The sequence below is a fragment of the Rhizobium sp. P38BS-XIX genome, from assembly GCF_012641435.1.
Classification (GTDB): domain Bacteria; phylum Pseudomonadota; class Alphaproteobacteria; order Rhizobiales; family Rhizobiaceae; genus Rhizobium.
Genome location: NZ_JABAIJ010000015.1, coordinates 67,429 through 88,875 on the forward strand (window position 1 = coordinate 67,429; position 21,447 = coordinate 88,875).

The window sequence follows — 21,447 nt, forward strand, 5'->3', positions numbered from 1 at the left end:
GCCAAGGGTGAATGCGCCGGAATCCGGCTTTGCTTTGCAAGATAAAGCACTTGCTGCGACCGCTAAACTTGACGCTTGGGTGGTTTCGTGGTGAAGGTCACGCCTTAATCCCCATGATTTTCCGGAATACAAGATCAGATGACGACCGAACGTTATAATCCACGCGACGCCGAGCCCCGCTGGCAGGGAAAATGGAACGAAGAAAAGGTCTTCGTGACGGACAATGCCGATCCGCGTGAGAAATATTACGTTCTAGAGATGTTTCCCTATCCGTCGGGCCGCATCCATATGGGCCATGTGCGCAACTACGCCATGGGCGATGTCGTCGCCCGCTACAAGCGTGCCCGCGGCTACAATGTCCTTCACCCGATGGGTTGGGACGCCTTCGGCATGCCGGCGGAAAACGCCGCACGCGACAACAAGGTGCATCCGAAGGAATGGACTTACCAGAACATCGCCTCGATGCGCACCCAGCTGAAGGCCATGGGCCTGTCGCTCGACTGGAGCCGCGAGTTTGCGACCTGCGACGTCGATTACTACCATCGTCAGCAGATGCTCTTCATCGACATGATGGAGAAGGGCCTGGTCTATCGCAAGAAGTCCAAGGTCAACTGGGACCCGGTCGACAATACTGTTCTCGCCAATGAGCAGGTGATCGACGGTCGCGGCTGGCGCTCCGGCGCGCTCGTCGAGCAGCGCGAACTGACGCAATGGTTCTTCAAGATCACCGAATTCAGCCAGGATCTGCTGGACGCCCTGGATACGCTCGACCATTGGCCGGAAAAAGTGCGGTTGATGCAGAAAAACTGGATCGGCCGATCCGAGGGTCTGACCGTTCGCTGGGAAATCGTGCCCGAAACCGCTCCCAACAGCGATCGCGACATCACCGTCTACACGACGCGCCCGGATACGCTGTTCGGCGCCTCTTTCCTGGCGATTTCAGCCGATCATCCGCTGGCCAAGGAAGCAGCTGCCAAGGACGCTGCAATCGAAGCCTTCTGTGAAGAATGCCGCCGCGCAGGCACCTCGTTAGCTGCGCTGGAAACGGCCGAGAAGAAGGGCATGGACACGGGCATCCGTGTTCGCCATCCCTTCGACCCGTCCTGGGAGCTTCCCGTCTACATCGCCAATTTCGTGCTGATGGACTATGGCACAGGCGCCATCTTCGGTTGCCCGTCCGGCGACCAGCGTGACCTGGATTTCGCTCGCAAATACGGACTGCCAGTCGTGCCCGTCGTCATGCCCGCGGATGCGGATGCCGCAAGCTTCACTGTGGGTGACGTTGCCTACGATGGCGATGGCGTCATGATGAACTCGCGCTTCCTCGATGGAATGAGCACGGACGAAGCCTTCCAGACGGTGGCCGCAAAGCTCTCCGAAACGAGCCTCGGCAATGCACCGCAGGCCGAGCGCAAGGTGAATTTCCGGCTGCGCGACTGGGGTATTTCCCGTCAGCGTTACTGGGGCTGCCCGATCCCGGTCATCCATTGCGATGATTGCGGTGTGCTGCCGGTTCCGAAAAAGGATCTGCCCGTCCGGCTGCCGGACGATGTCACCTTCGACCAGCCGGGCAATCCTCTCGACCGACACGCCACCTGGCGGCACGTCTCCTGCCCGCAATGCGGCAAGGATGCCCGCCGTGAAACCGACACGATGGACACCTTCGTCGATTCGAGCTGGTATTTCGCCCGCTTCACAGCCCCTTGGGAAAGCCAGCCGACGGATCAGAAGGCCGCCAATCACTGGCTGCCGGTCGACCAGTATATCGGCGGTATCGAGCACGCGATCCTTCACCTGCTCTATTCACGCTTCTTCACCCGCGCCATGCGCGAAACCGGCCATCTCGATGTGAAGGAACCCTTCAAGGGCCTGTTCACGCAAGGGATGGTGGTGCATGAAACCTACAGCCGCGGCAATGGCCTGACGCGCGAATGGGTGTCTCCCGCCGACATCAACATCGAGGAAGTGGACGGCCAGCGCCGCGCGACGCTGCTCTCGAATGGCGAAGACGTCACCATCGGCTCGATCGAGAAGATGTCGAAGTCGAAGAAAAATGTCGTCGATCCCGATGACATCATCGCCTCCTACGGTGCCGATACCGCCCGCTTCTTCGTGCTCTCGGATTCACCGCCAGATCGCGACGTCATCTGGTCGGAAGCCGGTGTCGAAGGTGCGCATCGCTTCACCCAGCGCATGTGGCGCCTGGTCTCCGAAGCCGCAGATGCATTGAAGACCGTCGAGGCGAATCCGGCTAAGGAAGGCGAGGCCTTGTCCATCTCGCAGATCGCCCATCGCACGCTGAAAGCGGTTCAGGGCGATTACGACAAGCTGGCTTTCAACAAGGCCGTCGCGCGTATCTACGAATTTGTGAACGCGCTGGCAGCTCCGCTGAGCAAGGTCGCGGCCGGTCAGGCAGACGCGGGCTATCGCTCGGCCGTCCGTGAAGCGGTTGAAATTCTGATTGCCTTGGTCGCACCGATCACGCCACATCTGGCTGAAGAATGCTCGGCCGCGCTCGGCAACACGCATATGATCGCGACCAGCGCATGGCCAGCCTATGACGAAGCTCTGGTCGTCGAAAACGAGATCGCCTATCCTGTTCAGATCAACGGCAAGAAACGCGCCGAATTGACAATCGCGCGCGATGCAGATCAGAATGCCGTGCAACAGGCCGTGCTCGCCCTGGATGCCGTTACGAGCGCATTGAATGGTCAGGCGCCAAAGAAGATCATCGTCGTTCCACAGAGGATCGTAAACATTGTCGTCTGATAGATTGTTCAAGTTCACCCGCATTGCTGCGGTGACATCCCTTGTGGCCGTAGCCGGCCTTCTATCTGCCTGCCAGGTTCGGCCGCTGTATGCTGTCAGCACCGGTGTAACGCAGAAGCTGTCGGAAGTATCCTTTTCGGATGTCGGCACGCGTGTAAGCCAGGAAGTCCGCAACCAGCTAGTCTTTATCGCTGGGCGCGGCGCGGGCGAAACGAAGACACCGAAATACAACGTTGACCTAAATGTCTCGTCTGGCACCGGTGGCGTGCTCTATCTGCCGTCTTCTGACACGTCAGGCGCTGGCCGGACCACCGTCAACGCATCCTTTACGCTGAAGGAAATCAGCACCGGCAAGGTCATCAAATCTGGCAGCCGCTCGGTGACGTCCCTCGTAGACTTCCCGACGCAAGAATTTGCCAAGCTACGTGCAATCCGCGATTCGGAAGACCGCGCTGCTCGGGAAGTTGCCGAAATGGTGGCTGCGGATATCGCTGCCGCGCTCAGCCGCTGAGCACGAGTGCGGCATGTCAGAAATCAAGTCTCACGAGTTTGACGGATTTCTGCAGAATGCCGCGCGCCATTACCGTATTTTCGTCATCTACGGGCCGGATCGCGGTCTTGTATCGGAACGGGCAAGCCAGATCGCCGCCAAGACCAGCGTCGATCTGACAGACCCCTTCTCGCTGATCAAACTCGACGTCAGCGATCTGCAAAGTGATGCGGGCCGCCTCCTTGATGAGGTCAATGCAATCGGTCTCTTTGGCGGGGAAAAGCTTGTCTGGATTCGCGGTGCCGCCAACGAGAAAACGCTTGTCGATTCCCTCCAGATCATTGCCGACAATCCACCGGATGCGAGCTTCGTCATCATTGAGGCCGGCGACCTCAAGAAGGGCTCGGGACTGCGCAAAATCGCCGAGCCGGCGCGCTCCGTCGCTACAATCCCCTGTTACGCCGATGATACCAGGGCACTCAACGCCTTGATCGACGCAGAACTTTCAGCTGAAAATCTCCGTATTGCGCCACCAGCCCGACAGGTATTGCTCGAATTGCTGGGCGGCGATCGCATCGCCTCGCGCAATGAGGTCCGAAAGCTTGCGCTTTACTGTCGCGGGCAGGGGACGATCGAAGAAGATCATGTCATCGAGATTATCGGAGATGCGAGTGCCATATCAGCCGACGACGCCGTCGATGCCATTCTGAAGGGTGACGCGCAGACATTTCTACATGCGATGCAGAAAATCGCATCGTCCAAGGCGTCAATGTTTCTCGTTCTGCAGGGTTGCCTCAAGCAATTCCAATTGCTCGATACAATGCGGGCCGAGATGGACGAGAAGCGGGCGGCCCCCGCCCAAATCATGCAGTCGCATGGGCGCCATCTACATTTTCGGCGCAAACCAATCATCGAGCAGGCGCTCAAGACGTGGACCGCGCCGGCGATAGCGCGCGAAATGAACAGGCTGCAAGCGGCGATCCTGCAAACGCGCCAGCGCGCAAGTCTGGAAGATACCATCGCCACACAGACCTTGCTGGCGACGACACTGCAGTCAGCCCGAAAGGGCTGATGTTTCACGGCAAACGTTTTGGAAAATGCTCGGGAAATTGCGCAACTGTTTCCGCGTTAAACCATGCGAAAACAACGACATAGAGCGTTTCCCGATTTATGAAAAATCGAAGCTAAAGCTTTAGCGGCGCTCCAGCAAACGGCAGATTTCTTCCAGCTGTTCCAAGGTCTTATAGGAAATCTTCACCTGGCCGCCATTGCCGCGATGATTGATCGCGACATCCAGCCCGAGCGTGTCGGAAAGCGTGCGCTCCAACGCTAGTGTATCGGAATCCTTTTCGTCCTTGCGGGCGCCAGCGGGGCGGGGATCGTTCTGTGCCTTGATATCGTTCTGCGCCAGACGCTCGGCATCGCGAACCGACATGCCCTTGGACACGATCGTCCGCGCCAGTGCGGCGGGGTCTGAGGTCGATACCAGCGCCCTTGCGTGACCGGCCGAAAGGCTGCCGCCGGCCAGCATGTCCCGCACCGGATCGGGCAGCTTCAACAGACGCAGCGAGTTGGCGACATGGCTTCTGCTCTTGCCGATAATCTCGCCCAGATCATTCTGCGTGTAGCCATGCTCAGCGATCAGCTGCTCGTAACCCAACGCTTCTTCAAGTGGATTGAGATCGGCACGCTGGACGTTCTCGACGATAGCAATCTCGAGCGCCGTCTTGTCATCGACGTCACGAACGATGACTGGGATCTCGATCAAGCCGGCCAGCTGCGCCGCACGCCAACGCCGCTCACCTGCGATGATTTCGTAGCGCTCCGTCGAAACGGTACGAACCACCACCGGCTGAACAATACCGTGCTGACGAATGGAACTCGCAAGATCATGCAGTTCCGTTTCGTCGAAGTAACGACGAGGATTTCTAGGGTTCCGGCTGATGAACTCGATGGGCACCAGGCGATCAGGATTGACGGCAGGACGACCGGCCTCGACAGGCGTCGGCTGATCCATCTCACCGATGAGAGCCGCTAACCCGCGTCCGAGACGCCGTTTCGAAAGATCATCATTCATCGCCGATACTCACTCTGGAACAAATACTATATCAGGCCGCAGCCTTCCGCTGGCGCTCGCGCTGGATCACTTCCGACGCAAGCTGCAGATATGCCTGACTTCCCGCACACTTCAGGTCGTAGAGGATAGCGGGCTTGCCGTAAGAAGGCGCCTCTGAAACGCGAACATTGCGTGGAATCAACGTATGGTAGACCTTTTCGCCCAAATGGGTGCGCACGTCATTGACGACCTGTTGCGCAAGGTTATTGCGTGAATCAAACATCGTCAGCACGATACCTTGGATATCCAGCGATGGATTGACCGTACGACGAACCTGATCGACCGTTTCAAGCAACTGGCTCAGCCCTTCAAGGGCGAAGAATTCACACTGCAGCGGCACCAGCACCGAATGGGCGGCAGCCATTGCATTCATGGTTAACAAATTGAATGATGGCGGGCAATCGACGAGGATATAGGAGAAAGCCAGCGCTTCGGAGCTATTCAATGCGCGGCGAAGCTTGAAAACGCGATCCGGTTGCTGCGCAATCTCCATCTCGACGCCAAGCAGATCCATAGTCGAGGGCACGATGAAGAGATTTGGAACAGCCGTCTCCTGCACCGTCTCCAGAATCGTATGGCCGCCAGCCAGCAGATCGTAAGAAGATAGTTTGCGATCGCGGCGCTCTATTCCAAGGCCCGTGCTTGCATTCCCTTGCGGATCGAGATCGACAATCAGCACGCGCTCACCGATGGCAGCCAGCGCCGTCGCCAAGTTGATCGCGGTCGTCGTCTTTCCAACGCCGCCCTTTTGATTTGCGATGGTAATAATACGATTTCGCTCGCCGATCATCTGCCGCATATCCAATTTCGGTTAAATCAGGCGTCGAAGGCGGCTAAACTCCAAAATCACAGAATCCCGCTCGACGACACTCTGATGTTTTACCAGATCGAATTCCCAACGGCCACGGGCTTTCTGAAGCTCCCGATCATAATCCCGGCCTTTATGCAGCAAAAGGCGGAGATTTTCATTGCGTTCATGCCATGGTGCCGAATACGCAAGCAGCATATCCAATTCAGCAAGAGCGCGCGCGGATATAATATCGCCGTGAGGGATAATAGCGGGTGCATCTTCAATTCGGATCGCGTGAATAGTGCCGCGTGCCCCGCATTCCCGAAGACATACACGTAGAAATGCAGCCTTCTTCTGATTGCTCTCTACAAGATCAACGTGTCCGGAGCCCAATTCTGTCAGAAGAATCGCAGTGATGATGCCTGGAAAACCACCTCCGCTACCCAGATCAACCCAATGGTACGGCTGTGGATGGAGCTGAAATATCTGCGCACTGTCGGCAATGTGCCGCTGCCAGAAATCCGCCAGTGTAGACGGCGCGACGAGATTGATCGTCTTCGCCCACTTCTGGAAGAGCTCCGCAAAATGCGTAAGTCGCTCCTGTGTTTCACGTGAAACACGCACACCGTTCAATTCCATATTTGGACTCTCAAGCCTTGTAGTGTCAGGAAACGAGCTTCCGCTCTTCAGCAAGCCCCAGCTTCCTAAGATGTGCCAGGAGCAGCGATATGGCCGCCGGCGTCATACCGTCAATACGAGAGGCCTGCGCAATGTTCTTAGGCCGCGCCGACGTCAACTTTTGCTTCAGCTCGTTCGACAAACCGGAAAGCGCACCAAAGTCAAAATCCATCGGGATTCCGCGCTCTTCTTCGCGCCGTGCCTGAACAATGTCTGAGGTCTGACGATCCATATACACGGCGTAGGCAGCTTCGATCTCCAAAGCATCACCAACGGCACGTTCAATTTCTGCAAGCTGCGGCCACAGCGTCGAAAGCGAACCGATCGATTGCTCTGGATAAGAAAGCAATTCATAGGCGGAACGACGCTGCCCGTCCTTGTTAAGATGGAGGCCAGCTTTTTCAGCCTCATTCGGCGTCACGCTCAGCTCTCGCAATTGTTGCCTGGCGCTCTCGAGCTTATCGATATAGCGCTGAAAGCGCTCCGCACGATCGTGGCCGACGCAGCCGATCGACAGGCCGACCGGCGTCAATCGCACGTCGGCGTTATCAGCACGAAGCGAAAGTCGATACTCAGCCCGCGATGTAAACATTCGATAAGGCTCGGCAACACCCCGAGACGTCAGATCATCGATCATCACACCGATATAGGATTCCGTTCGGCTCAGTTCGATAGGCTCACCACGGGACGCACAACGAGCCGCATTCAGCCCGGCAAGCAGGCCCTGCGCACCGGCTTCTTCATAACCCGTGGTGCCGTTGATCTGCCCGGCCAGGAACAGGCCTGGTATTTTCTCAACTTCCAACGAGAGCTTCAATTCACGCGGATCCACATGATCATATTCAATCGCGTAACCGCATTGTAAAATGCGAACTCGTTCCAGCCCCGGAATGGTTCGAATGAAGCTTTCCTGAACATCTTCAGGCAGGGATGTTGAAATGCCATTCGGATAAACGGTGGTATCGTCCAAACCCTCGGGCTCAAGAAAGATCTGGTGTCCGTCGCGCTCGCCAAATTTGACAATCTTGTCCTCGATTGAAGGACAATAGCGCGGGCCAATCCCTTCAATCTGACCGGAATACATTGCAGAGCGGCGCAGATTGTCCGCAATGATTTTGTGCGTTTCTGGCGTCGTGCGCGTGACCCCGCAGTCAATCTGCGGATTCACAATCCTTTCAGTCATGAAGGAAAATGGTGTCGGGTCCTCATCCGCCCCCTGACGGCCGACCGACTCCCAGTCTATCGTGGTTCCGTCGAGCCGGGCAGGGGTCCCGGTTTTCAGGCGGCCAAGTGCAAGACCATATCGTAACAAGGTTGCTGAGAGGCCGATCGAAGGCTCTTCGCCTACACGACCCGCGGGAATCTTCTTTTCGCCGATGTGGATGAGACCGCGAAGAAATGTCCCCGTCGTCAGCACGACAGCGCCACAGGCAAACTTTCGACCATCCTTCAAGATGACGGCGGCAACGCGACCATGCTCGATCGCCAGATCAAAGGCATCACCCTCAATAACGTCCAGATTATCGATCGCTGCAATTTCAGCCTGCATCGCCTGACGATAGAGCTTGCGATCCGCTTGTGTTCTGGGCCCACGAACAGCGGGGCCCTTCTTGCGATTCAGCATTCGAAACTGGATACCGCCAGCATCCGCCACGCGACCCATCAAGCCATCGAGCGCGTCTATCTCCCGAACAAGGTGGCCTTTCCCGAGGCCACCAATGGCCGGATTGCAGGACATCACGCCGATCGTGCTTTTCTTATGGGTAATGAGCGCCGTCCGCGCGCCAAGCCGCGCGGCTGCAGCTGCGGCTTCACTGCCGGCATGTCCGCCACCCACGACGATCACATCATATGGTTTGTCGAGCATCATAAAAGTCCTCGGTCGTGCCGCCTGTTTGGCACACCAATTTCAGGAGTCAAGAAGGTTTCACGTGAAACGCTGGCTAGATAAGACAACCGCGATGTTTCACGTGAATCATTTGCCGATACAGAATTCGGAGAAGATCACATCCAGGAGATCTTCAACATCGACACGACCTGTGATGCGGCCCAAACTATTTCCACTCTGCCGCAGATATTCCGCTCGAATATCGAGTCCGCTGGATTTCCATTCAAGTGCTGAGGTCAACGCCTTCAGGCTTTCCGAAAGCAGGGCGCGATGGCGCAGCCGGCTCGGAAGTGCCAAAGTCAGTGACGCGGATCTCTCCCGCAAATCATCCACCAACATCGCATGGAAGTCAGCCAAACCGGCGCCGGTTCTCGATGAGATGCGGAGATCATAGTCTCCAGTCGTCATAACATGAAGGTCGGCTTTGGTGCCAACCTTGATAACCCTGCCGTCAAAGCCGGGAAATTCTGCCTGAGCGCGATCGCCCACTTCGGCGAGAGACAGGACGATATCGGCGTCAGCAACAGTTTTCAACGCACGGCGTATTCCCTCGCGCTCAACCACCTCATCGGTCTCACGAAGACCGGCCGTATCATAAAGCTTGACCGCATAGCCTTCAATATTCAGATCCACATGCAGTACATCGCGCGTGGTGCCAGCGATATCCGTCACGATCGCAACTTCGCGCCGGGAAAGCATATTCATCAGACTGGACTTACCAGCATTCGGTGGACCAGCGATGACCACCTTCAGACCATCGCGAATGATTTCACCAAAATCGGCACCAGCCAGATGATCGGTCAGTTCCGTCCTTAAGCTGGCCATATCATTCCAAACGAGATCCGAGACCGATCCCGGAACGTCGTCTTCATCGGCAAAATCCAACTCGGCCTCAATGAGAGCACGAGCACGGGTTAACCGATCAGCCCAGCCATTGTAGAGCAGAGACAGACCACCGGCGGAATGTTCCACCGCCAGCCGCCGCTGCATTTCCGTTTCGGATGCGATTAGATCGGCGAGACCTTCGACCTCGACCAGATCCATTTTGCCGTTTTCCAGCGCGCGCCGCGAGAACTCGCCATTCTCAGCAAGGCGGCATCCGTCGAGGCTTTCGAGCTCCGCAAGAAGGGCAGCGACGACGGCCTTGCCGCCATGAACGTGAATCTCGGTGCAATCCTCGCCAGTGAAAGATGCAGGACCCTGAAAGACGAGAATCAAACCACGATCAAGGACCAGACCGTTACGAGTCCGAATCGTTCTTAGTGAAGCTGTTCGCGGTGCAGGCAATGATCCGCACAATACCTTCGTGGCATCAAGGGCTTGCGGCCCGCTGATGCGAACGACGGCTACGCCTGACGGAAGCCCGCCGCTGGACAGCGCATAGATCGTATCGTTGGTTGACTGCATCAATTGATCCGCATCCGAATCGATTATTCGGGCCAAGCCCGTGTGACTCATAAAGCAAATCGGGCCGCTGGTAGCGACCCGATTGTATCACATGATGAATGACGCCAGCGAGCGTCACATGGGCCCGATCGATAAATCAGGTATTCATCGAGTCGAAGAAATCCGGATTGTTCTTCGTCTGCTTCAGCTTGTCGATCAGGAATTCGATTGCATCGGTCGTGCCCATCGGCGCAAGGATTCGGCGCAGAACAAAGATCTTCTGCAGATCCTGGCGTGGCACCAGCAGGTCTTCCTTACGCGTACCCGACTTGAGGATATCCATCGCCGGGAAGATGCGCTTGTCCGCAACCTTGCGGTCGAGCACGATTTCCGAGTTACCCGTGCCCTTGAATTCTTCGAAGATCACTTCGTCCATGCGGCTGCCGGTATCGATCAGCGCGGTCGCGATAATGGTCAAAGAGCCACCTTCCTCGATGTTACGGGCGGCACCGAAGAAGCGCTTCGGGCGCTGCAGGGCGTTGGCGTCGACACCACCGGTCAAAACCTTGCCGGAAGAGGGAACGACAGTGTTGTAGGCGCGGCCAAGGCGGGTGATGGAATCGAGCAGGATAACAACGTCACGGCCATGCTCGACGAGACGCTTCGCCTTCTCGATGACCATTTCGGCGACCTGAACGTGGCGAACCGCCGGCTCGTCAAACGTCGAGGAAATGACTTCACCGCGAACCGAGCGCTGCATGTCGGTCACTTCTTCCGGACGCTCGTCGATCAGAAGAACGATCAGGTAGCAGTCGGGATGATTGGCGGTGATGGAGTGAGCGATGTTCTGCAGGAGAACAGTTTTACCGGTACGCGGCGGTGCGACGATTAGGCCGCGCTGGCCCTTGCCGAGCGGCGCCACCAGATCGATGACGCGCGGCGACAGATCCTTCGACGTGGGGACGTCGAGTTCCATACGGAAACGCTCGTTCGGATAGAGCGGCGTCAGATTGTCAAAGTGAACCTTGTGACGGATCTTTTCCGGATCGTCGAAATTGATCGTGTTGACCTTGAGCAGTGCGAAATAACGCTCGCCTTCCTTCGGTCCACGGATCGGTCCCTCAACCGTGTCGCCCGTCTTCAGCGAGAAGCGGCGAATCTGGGAGGGAGAGATGTAGATGTCGTCCGGACCTGGAAGATAGTTTGCGTTGGCAGAACGGAGGAAACCGAAGCCATCCTGCAGAACTTCGACGACGCCCTCGCCGATAATTTCCACGTCCTGGCTTGCGAGCACCTTGAGAATTGCAAACATCAATTCCTGTTTGCGCATCGTGCTGGCGTTTTCGACCTCGAGCGATTCGGCAAAGGCCAGAAGATCGGTCGGGGATTTATTTTTCAGTTCCTGAAGCTTCATTTCAGCCATGAAGGGAATTACTCATTTTTCTGGAAGGGAAAGGCAATGTTGTTCGTATTCAGAACCGCGACAGGGGCGCTCGCGGGCGACAGAATGGATACATGCCACGAAGAGAAGATGGCGGGAAAATAGCGACTCACTTTCTGAACCGCAAGGGGGGCACGCAAAATGAAGGAAATTTAACGTGCCCGCTAAAATACGTCGTTTTCAGGCGAAGGGCTTCACCACGACAAGGATCACAATCGCGATCATCAACAGTGTCGGTGCTTCGTTCATCATGCGCCAGTAGCGAGCAGAGTACTTGTTTTCGTCACGGGCAAAGGCGCGCGCCGCACTGCTGAAGTGGCCGTGAACACCGGAGAGAATGACGACAAGTCCGATCTTGGCATGCAGCCAGCCGCCCTGGAAATCATAAACCGACCAGGCAAGATAAAGGCCGAAGATCCAGGTCAGTATCATCGCCGGCGTGATGATGTAGCGCAGAAGACGCTGTTCCATCACCTTGAAGGTTTCGGATTGCTGCGAGCCCGGCTCGGCATCCGTGTGATAAACGAAAAGCCGCGGCAGATAGAACATCCCGGCCATCCACGAAATCACCGCAATGATGTGAAGAGCCTTGATCCAGAGATAAAGGTCCGCCGGGTGCCAGGCAAACAGGCCGATCGCCAGCGCCGCAAAGATCAGGATCATGAAATAGGCCCGCTTGCCGGCTCTTTTGCCTGGAGCAGCGTCCGTCTGCTTTTCCATCGTCATCAGCGTCTCCATCCCCGCACGCGCTCGACAAGCGCCGCGACATTGGCCGGGTCGGCCTGTGGCGTGATCCCATGCCCAAGATTGAAAATCAGTGGCCCGTCGCCGAGATGCCCGAGAATATCGTCAATGCCACTCTGCAGCGCGTTGCCGCCCGCCACGACACGCATGGGATCCAGATTGCCCTGCACAGGCCCTTCCTTCTGCAACTCCTGTGCAAAGGCGAGCGGCACAGACCAATCGAGGCCGATCGCATCCGCTCCGGTCTTCTGGCGATAGGTCTTCAGCTGGTATCCCGCACCCTTTGCAAAGGCGATGATGCGAGCGTTCGGCCGTTGCGCCTTGACGGATGCGATGATCCTCGCGACGGGTTTTGCAGCAAATGCCTCGAACTCTCTTTCCCCAAGCACGCCTGCCCAGGAATCAAAGATCTGCACGGCGTCGGCGCCCGCATCGATCTGCGCCACCAGATATTCGGCGGATATGTCGGCGAGCAACATCAGCAGATGTTCGAAGGCCTCTGGATATCGGTAAGCAAAGAGACGGGCAGGGGCCTGATCCGGCGTGCCATGCCCGGCGATCATATAGGTGGCAACCGTCCAGGGAGCGCCACAGAAGCCGAGAAGCGTCGTTTCCGCTGGCAGCTCCGCCCGCAGCCGCCGAACCGTCTCCATGACCGGCGCAAGATGCGCAATGACACCATCCAGCTTCAAGGCAAGAATTCCAGCCTCGTCGATCGGATCCATCTCCGGTCCATGTCCTTCGGTAAAGCGGACGTTCCGCTTCAAGGCGTCAGGAACGACGAGGATATCCGAGAAGAGAATCGCAGCGTCGAAACCGTAACGCCGAATGGGCTGGAGCGTCACCTCGACTGCGTGCTCCGGAGAATAACAGAGATCGAGGAAACTTCCTGCCTTCGCGCGCGTTTCTCTATACTCGGGAAGATAACGGCCTGCCTGGCGCATCAGCCAAACAGGAGGGGGGGTCAGCGTTTCTCCGCTGAGAACCCGCATGATCTTCCGGCGTTCATCGCTCACAGACATCGTCCTATATAAAATCAAACATATATCTAAAGGTTTCTATTTCTTAGAGTCGGTGACTATCAAGGATTAAAGTTGATCCAGCGCTTGTCCAATTTGTCGCGGCAAAGTGCAAATTCCGGTCGAAATCTCAGCTGATCATTTGAAATGTGGAAAGAAATCGAGATCCTCCAATCTTTTGAGATGGTTGCGGGAGATTCAGTTTTCCGTCTGCCTGGGGATAAGCTGGGGAGACGTAGCGCTCACTTCACGTTGTCCACATTGCCCACAGGCATGCCGAAGCCCTATTCTCGAAAATTCCAAATGTGGAAAACTCGGCCGTTTTCCACTTGCCCAGGATAGGGCGGTTCTCGTACCTCTCTTTTGTCCCGAGATATCAACAGGCGATGGAAAGTAGCGTGGAAAACCGAACGAGCTTCTTTCATCTGCACCTGATTTCTGACTCAACGGGAGAGACTCTGATCTCGGCCGGGCGTGCCGCTTCCGTGCAATTCCATGCGACGCAGCCGATTGAGCATGTCTATCCGCTGATCAGAAACAGGAAGCAGCTTCTGCCTGTCCTCGAAGCGATCGATCACAGCCCGGGTATAGTCCTCTATACGATCGTCGATCGCGAGCTTGCCGATTTCATCGACGAACGTTGCCGAGAGATGGGTGTTCCCTGCGTCAACGTTCTCGAGCCCGTCATGAACGTCTTTCAGACCTATCTCGGCACGGCATCGCGCCGTCGGGTCGGCGCGCAGCATGTGATGAATGCCGACTATTTTGCTCGCATCGAAGCGCTGAACTTCACCATGGATCATGATGACGGCCAGATGCCGGATGATTATGAAGACGCCGACGTGGTGATCATCGGCATCAGCCGCACCTCGAAAACACCGACAAGCATCTACCTCGCCAACCGCGGCATCAAGACGGCCAACATACCGATCGTCCATGGTGTTCCCCTGCCGGAGGGCCTGATAAAGGCGACGAGGCCACTGATCGTCGGGTTGGTGGCGACGACAGACCGGATATCGCAGGTTCGCGAAAATCGGATCCTCGGCAGCACCCTCGGTTTCGATCGCGGCGACTACACGGATCGTGCCGCCATTTCAGAAGAACTGAAATATGCGCGCTCGCTCTGTGCCCGGCATAACTGGCCGATCATCGACGTGACGCGCCGCTCGATCGAAGAGACCGCGGCCGCCATTGTTGCCCTGCGACCCAAGCTGCGCTAAGCGCTGCACACTATTCTTCTGGAGGCAACAGTTATGACCGTGCCCCTCATCCTTGCATCGTCAAGCCCGTTTCGGCGCATGCTGATGAACAATGCAGGACTGCAGTTCGAGGCCATTCCCGCCAATATCGATGAACGTGCGATTGAGGCGCCGCTGGAGAAGAACGGCGCCAGCCCCGATGCCGTCGCGCTGGTGCTTGCCAAGGCAAAGGCAAAAGAGGTCAGCGATCGCTTCCCCGGTTCGCTTGTCATCGGTTCGGATCAGACCATGTCGCTTGGTGATCGGGTCTTTCACAAGCCAAAGACCATGGCGGATGCCGAGAATCATCTGCGATCTCTCTCGGCGCAGACACATCGCCTGAACAGCGCCATCGCGCTGGCGCTGAACGGCGATGTCATATGGGAACATATGTCGCATGCCGCGCTGACGATGCGTGCTCTTTCGAACGAGTTCATTACTCGCCATGTGAACCGGGTTGGCGAAAAGGCCCTGTCGAGCGTTGGCGCCTATCAGCTTGAAGGCGAGGGCATTCAGCTCTTCTCCAAGATCGATGGCGATTATTTCACGATCGTCGGACTGCCGATGCTGCCGCTTCTGGAAAAACTGAGAGAACTGGGGACGATCGATGGATGATTCACGTGAAACACAAGGCGTAAACGCTTTCGTAACGGGTCATCCGGTCAAGCATTCACGCTCGCCTTTGATCCATGGTTACTGGCTGAAGCAGCTCCAGTTGCCCGGCAGCTATCGCGCACATGAAGTGCCGGCCGAGGATTTCGCTACTTTCATCGCATCCCTGAAAAATGGAACGAGCGGTTTCGTCGGCGGCAATGTCACGATCCCTCATAAGGAAGTCGCCTTCAAGTTGGCGGATCGGCCTGACGAGCTTTCCAAGGAGCTTGGTGCGTCCAACACGCTCTGGCTCCAGGATGGTGAACTCCATGCGACGAACACGGATGGCCGTGGCTTCACGGCAAATCTCGACGAGCGCCATGCCGGCTGGGATCGTAGCGATCGCGCCGTCATCCTCGGGGCAGGGGGCGCAAGCCGCGCTGTGATCCAGGCCGTGCGCGACCGCGGCTTCAAGGAAATTCATGTGGTCAATCGTACGGTGGAGCGAGCGCAGGAATTGGCGGATCGGTTCGGCGATCGCGTTCATGCCCATCCGATGGGCGCACTCGTGGACGTCATGCAGGGTGCCGGTCTCTTCATCAATACGACCTCGCTCGGCATGGATGGCGAGGCGGCTCCAACGATCGATTTTTCTGCCCTTGCGCACGGGGCTGTTGTTACCGACATTGTCTATGTGCCGTTGAAGACGCCGCTTCTTACCCAGGCGGAAGACCAGGGCTTCGCAATCGTCGATGGCCTGGGCATGCTGTTGCATCAGGCAGTGCCGGGTTTTGAGACATGGTTCGGGAGACGCCCGGTCGTCGACGAAGCATTGCGGGCACTGATCATCGCGGACATGGAAAAGCATTGATGATCAAAATCGGCCTCACCGGATCGATCGGCATGGGAAAGTCGACCTCGGCGAAACTCTTTGCCGACGCCGGTATCCCTGTGAATGACGCCGATGCGGTCGTGCACGATCTCTATAGCGGCGACGCCGTTGCCCTGGTCGAAGCGGCGTTTCCCGGGACGACCGCCGACGGCAAGGTCGACCGACAGGAATTGAGCCGCAAGCTTGCGGGCGATCCCTCCGGTTTCAAGCGCCTCGAAGCCATTGTGCATCCGCTCGTTCGCGAACGTGAGCGCGCGTTTCTGGAACGACATGGCAAAGCCGGCGCGGACATGGTGGTGCTGGATATCCCGCTTTTGTTCGAAACCGGCGCTGAAAATCGGTTGGACAAGATCGTCGTCGTCAGCTGTGATCCACAGATTCAGCGGCAGAGGGTGCTTGCCCGACCGGGCATGACGGAGGAGAAATTCAATATGATTCTCTCCCGCCAGACGCCGGATGCGGAAAAGCGGGCGCGCGCGGATTACGTCATCGATACCAGTCGGAGCATCGATGCGGCGCGCGAACAGGTCAAAGAGATCGTAGCGGATTTGAGGCGCAAGCCGAAAGCCGATGGAACCGAAAGCGGAGAGCCCTGATGCGTGAGATTATTTTCGATACGGAAACCACCGGGCTCGACAACAGGGCTGACCGCATCATCGAAATCGGCGGCATCGAGCTCTTCAATCATTTTCCCACGGGCAACACGCTTCATCTCTTTATCAATCCGGGCGACCGCAAGGTGCATCCGGATGCGCTTGCCGTGCATGGCATTACCGATGAATCGCTGAAGGATAAGCCGCCCTTCGAAGAGGTCGCCGATCGGATTCTGGAATTCTTCGGCGATGCCAAATGGATCGCGCACAACGCCACCTTCGATATGGGTTTCGTCAACGCCGAATTCGCACGATTGGGCCGACCGCCGATCCTGCCCGATATGGTGATCGATACGCTCGCCATGGCGCGCCGCAAACATCCGATGGGTCCGAATTCGCTCGACGCCCTCTGCCGGCGCTACGGTATCGACAACTCGCACCGTACCCAGCACGGCGCACTGCTCGACTCCGAACTGCTCGCCGAAGTCTATATCGAGATGATCGGTGGCCGGCAGACTGCGCTTGGTCTTGGTAGCATCGGTGGTTCGTCGGCACGCTCGCGCCAGAACGACGATGCCGAGGGGATTGTTGCCGATGTTTTCGTCAGGCCCAATCCGCTGCCAAACCGTGTGAGCGAAGAGGAGCTGGCCAGCCACGCGGCGCTGGTCGCAAAGCTCGGCGCGAAGGGCATCTGGTCGAAATACGGTTCTTCGGAATAGAGGCGATTTCTGCGAGGTAGAAAAGAAAATGCCCGGATCTATGTCCGGGCATTTCTGTTTCCAGCGATGGAAATTTGTCGATGCTTAGTTCGGTACGGCCGAAACCTGGGCGCGGGCCTGTTCTTCAGCCATGCGCTGCGTAAACATCTGCGCGAAATCGATCGGGTCGATCATCAGCGGCGGGAAGCCACCGTTGCGCGTGATGTCGGCAATGATCTGACGTGCAAACGGGAACAGCAGGCGCGGGCATTCGATGAACAGCAGCGGCAGCATGTGTTCCTGCGGGAAGCCGGTCACGCGGAAGACGCCGCCGTAAACCAGCTCGGTGTGGAAGAGAACGCGCTCGCCATCCTTGGCTTCGGCATTCAGCGTCAGCACCACGTCGAAATCCGAGTCCGACAGCGGATTGGCGTTGACATTGACATTGATATTGATGTCAGGAGCGTTTTCCCGGGCCTGAAGCGAGCGCGGAGCACCCGGATTTTCAAAGGAAAGATCCTTCGTGTACTGGGCAAGAATGCTGAGGCTCGGGCTTGCTGCGCCGTTTGTCTCGTTGGCCATGGGGGTGTCCTCTCACGTCTATGGGTGTCGCCATCTAGCATTTCGAATAAGGGCTTACAACCCTTAGCCACGAGCGCTTTCTGGCGGCAGCCCTAGTCCTCGAGCCGCTTTTGATCGGACCAGGGGGAGTTGCGTTTTGGCTCGCGATGGAAATCGGTTTCGTCGAGATCGACGACGGTTCCAGTGTTGCGCGGCTGAGCCTGAGGGCCGGCGCCGGGCTGTTGTCCGCGGCGAAAGGCGGGGGAGTTGCCGACGACGACAATGCGGTTGCGCAGGATCTTCCAGGCGATATCGCGTACCGCCGGAATGAACAGCAGCAGGCCGATGATATCCGAGATAAAGCCCGGCAGCATCAGGAAGAAGGCGGCAATGACGATCATGGCGCCGTGCACCATCTCACGGCCGGGATCGCCACCATTGCGGCTTTCGCTCGATATGCGCTGCAGGATGCCGATGCCCTGAATTCTCAAGAGCGCTGCGCCGAGCACGGCACTGAGGATGACCAAGCCGAGAGTCGCCCAAACGCCAACCATTTTTCCAACGACAATGAAGCCGGCGATTTCCGCAAGCGGCATCAGAAAAACGAAGATAGGAAGAAGTGATAGGCGCATGTTACCTTTGGTCCTGAAAGCTGGGTTTCTCCATGTAAGCGTTAGTTGATCACGTACAATAAAGAAACTCGTCCGCTATTTGAATGATAGATGGATGCGGACTATATGGGGATTGAACTTTTAATTTTAACGGTGGTTCCGATACGAGATGGGTGCAAACGACTTTGTGACGATCTTTTTCCTGGTTGCGGCAGTGCTGATTTTCTTTCAGCTGCGTAGCGTCCTTGGCCGCCGCACAGGGAATGAGAAGCCGCCGCGAGATCTTTACGGTTCGGCAGATCAGGCGAATAGCCCGACGCCGCCCGACGCCGGCAAGGTGGTTACGCTGCCTCGGCGCGATGCCGCTGAAGAGGAAGATCGCTTTGCCGCGATCGATGCTTTCACCCCGGCCGGCACACCGCTCAATGATTCCTTGCGTGAACTGAGCAAGTCCGATCCCGCCTTCACGCCGAAGGAATTCGTCAACGGCGCCCGCATGGCCTACGAGATGATCGTCATGGCTTTTGCCGATGGCGATCGCAAGGCTTTGAAGGGATTGCTGTCGCGCGAAGTCTATGAGGGTTTCGATGCCGCCATCTCCGATCGCGAAGCGAAGGGTGAAAAGGTGAAATCGACCTTTGTCGGTATCGACAAGGCCGATATCGTCGTCGCCGAGATGAAGGGTACGGAAGCCTTCGTCACCATGCGCATCGTCAGCCAGATGATTTCGGCCACCTACGACAAGGCCGGCACGTTGATCGATGGCGACGCGGAAAGCGTGGCGGAGATCAACGACCTCTGGACATTTGCCCGCGACACGCGTTCGCGCGATCCGAACTGGAAACTTGTGGCGACCGAATCGGAACAATGACAAGCCCAACGCAGGAATTCAGGCTGGAGCCGGCAACCTTCGCTGATTTGAAGGGCTGGGAGGACGATGATCCTTCCAGCCTTTTTCGCGCTATGAAGGACTGTCGATTTCATATCCGCGCGGTAAAACCGTATCGAACCGGTGCTGCCGGCCTAACAGCGGATGATCTCCTGACGCTTCTCGATGCTGCGGAGGGAAGAGAGCCTGACAGCGCGGCGGAAGCCCGGGCATTCTTCGAGCAACAGTGTCAGCCCTTCTTCATTCGCCGTGCTGATGGTGCGACCGGCTTTGTGACGGCATTCTTCGAACCCGAAATCGAAGTGTCGGCTGAGCGGGATGAAACCTATCGCTATCCCTTCTATCGGCGCCCGGATGATCTGATCGACCTGGACGATGGCAATAGGCCTGCCGATCTCGATCCGTCCTACATGTTCGGCAGGCTTCAAGACGGCACGATTTCCGCCTACCCCGATCGTGGCGAAATTGATCGCGGTTATCTGGATGGCAAGGGATTGGAAATCGCCTGGGCGAAATCCAAGGTCGATATTTTCTTCGTCCATGTCCAGGGTGCGGCGCGTCTGCGCTATCCGGACGGGCGGCTCGGTCGCATCACCTATGCCGCCAAGGCCGGTCATCCCTTCTCGGCCGTCGGGCGCTTGCTGATTGATCGCGGCTCGCTGGATCGCGCGACGATCTCGATGCAGACCATCCGAGACTGGCTTTATGGCCATCCGGAAGAGGTTGACGAAGTCCTCTCGCACAATCGATCCTATATATTCTTCCGCGAGGCCGATGTCAGCGATTCTGCTCTGGGCCCGATCGCAGCGGCTAAGGTGCCGCTTGTGGCCGGTCGCTCCCTGGCGGTCGACCGGCTGATCCACACGTTCGGCTTTCCCTTCTTCATCCGCTCCGAAAGCCTGACGCATCTCGATGCGCAGAAGCCTTTTGCACGGCTGATGCTGGCGCTCGATACGGGCTCGGCGATCGTCGGGCCGGCGCGGGGTGATATCTTTACCGGCTCAGGCTATGACGCGGGCGAGCTCGCCGGCACCGTGCGCAACGACGCCGATTTTTATATACTTATTCCGAAGGCGGCGGCGCAGAGGTTCGGCTGATGGCCCCGGAACGGCAGAACAAGGATCGAAAGCTCAGTGCGGAAGACCGTATCCTTTGGGGTAAGGTCGCAAAGAGCACGCGTCCCATGCCGGGTCGAATGGCCGACATGGAAGCGTTCGAGGCGGCGCTTCAGGCTGATGCCGAAAGTGAAGAGAGCAGCCGCGTTGCAAAGGCAAAGGCGGCGCCTGCTGCAGAATCCCAGGAAACGCCGGCACCGGCAAAGCAGCCCAGCGGCCGCCACCATCCGCTGGAACGTCCCGTCAAGCGCAAGATCGCAAAAGGTCATCTGGCGCTGGAGGCACGGATCGACTTGCATGGCCTGATCCAGAGCGAAGCACATTCCATGCTGCTCGATTTTCTGTTGCGCGCCCACACACGCGGCTTGCGCCATGTTCTCGTCATCACGGGCAAAGGCAGCTCGATGGGCAGCGAGGGGGCTTTGCGGCGCGCTGTGCCGCTCTGGTTCTCAAAACCGGAATTTCGGTTTCTGATCTCCTCCTATGAGGCGGCAGCGCAGCACCATGGCGGCGATGGCGCGCTCTATATCAGATTATCGCGCTCGAAGGGGGAGAAGCCTTGACGCCTTTCGGCGAAGCCGTGCGGAAACTGAGATTGCGCAAGGGCGTCTCGCAAAAGCAGATGGCGGCTGCGCTGAATGTAACCCCGGCCTACCTTTCTGCCCTGGAGCACGGCAAGCGCGGATTGCCGACCTTCGACCTGCTGCAGCGTATCGCCGGCTACTTCAACATCATCTGGGACGAGGCCGAAGAACTCTTTCTGCTGGCCCGATTTTCAGACCCCCGTGTGGTGGTCGATACCTCCGGGCTTGCACCTGAATATACGGCTTTCGTCAACCGCCTTGCGGGCAAGATTCGCAGTCTTGACGCCGCGACGATACAAGAGCTATCCCGTATCCTCGAAAATGGTGGAAAATCAGGCTGAAAAGCGCCTT

22 protein-coding genes are annotated in these 21,447 nt (G+C 57.4%); 12 read left to right on the forward strand and 10 right to left on the reverse strand.

Annotation, left to right across the window (positions count from 1 at the left end; all coding sequences use genetic code 11):
- Positions 1 to 138: 138 nt before the first annotated feature.
- The 3 genes from leuS to holA are packed head-to-tail and all read left to right on the forward strand — an operon-like array spanning position 139 to position 4,331.
- Entirely contained in the window at positions 139 to 2,769 is a 2,631-nt protein-coding gene (gene leuS, locus HGP17_RS30510; RefSeq protein ID WP_168815194.1) for a leucine--tRNA ligase, read from the forward strand.
- Positions 2,759 to 3,280 (forward strand): hypothetical protein, encoded by a 522-nt coding sequence (locus HGP17_RS30515; protein ID WP_168815196.1) that lies wholly within the window; start codon positions 2,759 to 2,761, stop codon positions 3,278 to 3,280. Before leuS ends, HGP17_RS30515 begins: the two co-directional genes overlap by 11 nt.
- Positions 3,281 to 3,293: 13 nt before the next feature.
- Positions 3,294 to 4,331 carry a DNA polymerase III subunit delta gene (holA, locus tag HGP17_RS30520; RefSeq protein ID WP_168815198.1) on the forward strand — a complete coding sequence of 346 codons (1,038 nt, stop codon included), beginning with the start codon at positions 3,294 to 3,296 and terminating at the stop codon, positions 4,329 to 4,331.
- Between the two features lie 120 nt (positions 4,332 to 4,451).
- Here holA and HGP17_RS30525 read toward each other — a convergent pair whose 3' ends face one another.
- The 8 genes from HGP17_RS30525 to hemE all read right to left on the reverse strand — a co-directional run bounded on the left by HGP17_RS30525 (position 4,452) and on the right by hemE (position 13,318).
- Entirely contained in the window at positions 4,452 to 5,336 is an 885-nt protein-coding gene (locus tag HGP17_RS30525) for a ParB/RepB/Spo0J family partition protein (protein WP_168815200.1), read from the reverse strand.
- Between the two features lie 31 nt (positions 5,337 to 5,367).
- On the reverse strand, positions 5,368 to 6,165 hold the full coding sequence (locus HGP17_RS30530; RefSeq protein ID WP_168815331.1) for a ParA family protein: 798 nt from the start codon (positions 6,163 to 6,165) through the stop codon (positions 5,368 to 5,370).
- Positions 6,166 to 6,186: 21 nt separating this feature from the next.
- A complete protein-coding gene (gene rsmG / locus HGP17_RS30535) occupies positions 6,187 to 6,804 on the reverse strand; it encodes a 16S rRNA (guanine(527)-N(7))-methyltransferase RsmG (protein WP_168815202.1) in 618 nt (205 codons plus the stop codon).
- A 25-nt stretch (positions 6,805 to 6,829) separates the two neighbouring features.
- Positions 6,830 to 8,710, reverse strand: a complete 1,881-nt coding sequence (mnmG, locus tag HGP17_RS30540) for a tRNA uridine-5-carboxymethylaminomethyl(34) synthesis enzyme MnmG (RefSeq protein ID WP_168815332.1) — start codon at positions 8,708 to 8,710, stop codon at positions 6,830 to 6,832.
- Positions 8,711 to 8,818: 108 nt separating this feature from the next.
- Positions 8,819 to 10,138: a tRNA uridine-5-carboxymethylaminomethyl(34) synthesis GTPase MnmE gene (gene mnmE / locus HGP17_RS30545; RefSeq protein ID WP_168815204.1), complete on the reverse strand. Its 1,320-nt coding sequence runs from the start codon at positions 10,136 to 10,138 to the stop codon at positions 8,819 to 8,821.
- A gap of 136 nt (positions 10,139 to 10,274) precedes the next feature.
- Positions 10,275 to 11,540 (reverse strand): transcription termination factor Rho, encoded by a 1,266-nt coding sequence (gene rho / locus HGP17_RS30550; protein WP_004127423.1) that lies wholly within the window; start codon positions 11,538 to 11,540, stop codon positions 10,275 to 10,277.
- A 198-nt stretch (positions 11,541 to 11,738) separates the two neighbouring features.
- Complete coding sequence (gene hemJ / locus HGP17_RS30555; RefSeq protein WP_205926200.1) at positions 11,739 to 12,284, reverse strand: protoporphyrinogen oxidase HemJ; 546 nt, start codon at positions 12,282 to 12,284, stop codon at positions 11,739 to 11,741.
- Positions 12,284 to 13,318: a uroporphyrinogen decarboxylase gene (gene hemE / locus HGP17_RS30560; RefSeq protein ID WP_168815206.1), complete on the reverse strand. Its 1,035-nt coding sequence runs from the start codon at positions 13,316 to 13,318 to the stop codon at positions 12,284 to 12,286. Before hemE ends, hemJ begins: the two co-directional genes overlap by 1 nt.
- A gap of 401 nt (positions 13,319 to 13,719) precedes the next feature.
- On the opposite strand from hemE, the gene HGP17_RS30565 reads away from it, so the two are divergent.
- From HGP17_RS30565 to dnaQ, 5 genes are read left to right on the forward strand one after another with little or no spacing between them, the layout of a single operon-like run.
- Positions 13,720 to 14,541 carry a pyruvate, water dikinase regulatory protein gene (locus tag HGP17_RS30565; protein ID WP_168815208.1) on the forward strand — a complete coding sequence of 274 codons (822 nt, stop codon included), beginning with the start codon at positions 13,720 to 13,722 and terminating at the stop codon, positions 14,539 to 14,541.
- A 33-nt stretch (positions 14,542 to 14,574) separates the two neighbouring features.
- Positions 14,575 to 15,174: a Maf-like protein gene (locus tag HGP17_RS30570; RefSeq protein ID WP_168815210.1), complete on the forward strand. Its 600-nt coding sequence runs from the start codon at positions 14,575 to 14,577 to the stop codon at positions 15,172 to 15,174.
- Complete coding sequence (locus HGP17_RS30575) at positions 15,167 to 16,024, forward strand: shikimate dehydrogenase (protein ID WP_168815212.1); 858 nt, start codon at positions 15,167 to 15,169, stop codon at positions 16,022 to 16,024. The genes HGP17_RS30570 and HGP17_RS30575 overlap by 8 nt, the downstream gene beginning before the upstream one ends.
- On the forward strand, positions 16,024 to 16,641 hold the full coding sequence (gene coaE / locus HGP17_RS30580; protein ID WP_168815214.1) for a dephospho-CoA kinase: 618 nt from the start codon (positions 16,024 to 16,026) through the stop codon (positions 16,639 to 16,641). The genes HGP17_RS30575 and coaE overlap by 1 nt, the downstream gene beginning before the upstream one ends.
- Positions 16,641 to 17,357 carry a DNA polymerase III subunit epsilon gene (dnaQ, locus tag HGP17_RS30585; protein WP_168815216.1) on the forward strand — a complete coding sequence of 239 codons (717 nt, stop codon included), beginning with the start codon at positions 16,641 to 16,643 and terminating at the stop codon, positions 17,355 to 17,357. The genes coaE and dnaQ overlap by 1 nt, the downstream gene beginning before the upstream one ends.
- Positions 17,358 to 17,441: 84 nt before the next feature.
- On the opposite strand, the gene secB is transcribed toward dnaQ, so the two are convergent.
- Positions 17,442 to 17,918 carry a protein-export chaperone SecB gene (gene secB / locus HGP17_RS30590; RefSeq protein WP_168815218.1) on the reverse strand — a complete coding sequence of 159 codons (477 nt, stop codon included), beginning with the start codon at positions 17,916 to 17,918 and terminating at the stop codon, positions 17,442 to 17,444.
- Between the two features lie 92 nt (positions 17,919 to 18,010).
- Entirely contained in the window at positions 18,011 to 18,529 is a 519-nt protein-coding gene (locus HGP17_RS30595; protein WP_168815220.1) for an FxsA family protein, read from the reverse strand.
- A 148-nt stretch (positions 18,530 to 18,677) separates the two neighbouring features.
- Between HGP17_RS30595 and HGP17_RS30600 the strand changes: the two genes are divergently transcribed.
- From HGP17_RS30600 to HGP17_RS30615, 4 genes are read left to right on the forward strand one after another with little or no spacing between them, the layout of a single operon-like run.
- Positions 18,678 to 19,379, forward strand: coding sequence for a Tim44/TimA family putative adaptor protein (locus HGP17_RS30600; RefSeq protein WP_168815222.1), 702 nt, complete (start codon positions 18,678 to 18,680; stop codon positions 19,377 to 19,379).
- Positions 19,376 to 20,494 (forward strand): murein transglycosylase A, encoded by a 1,119-nt coding sequence (locus HGP17_RS30605; RefSeq protein ID WP_168815224.1) that lies wholly within the window; start codon positions 19,376 to 19,378, stop codon positions 20,492 to 20,494. The genes HGP17_RS30600 and HGP17_RS30605 overlap by 4 nt, the downstream gene beginning before the upstream one ends.
- Positions 20,494 to 21,075 (forward strand): Smr/MutS family protein, encoded by a 582-nt coding sequence (locus HGP17_RS30610; RefSeq protein ID WP_168815226.1) that lies wholly within the window; start codon positions 20,494 to 20,496, stop codon positions 21,073 to 21,075. Before HGP17_RS30605 ends, HGP17_RS30610 begins: the two co-directional genes overlap by 1 nt.
- A complete protein-coding gene (locus tag HGP17_RS30615) occupies positions 21,072 to 21,437 on the forward strand; it encodes a helix-turn-helix transcriptional regulator (protein WP_168815228.1) in 366 nt (121 codons plus the stop codon). The genes HGP17_RS30610 and HGP17_RS30615 overlap by 4 nt, the downstream gene beginning before the upstream one ends.
- The last annotated feature ends 10 nt before the right edge of the window (positions 21,438 to 21,447 follow it).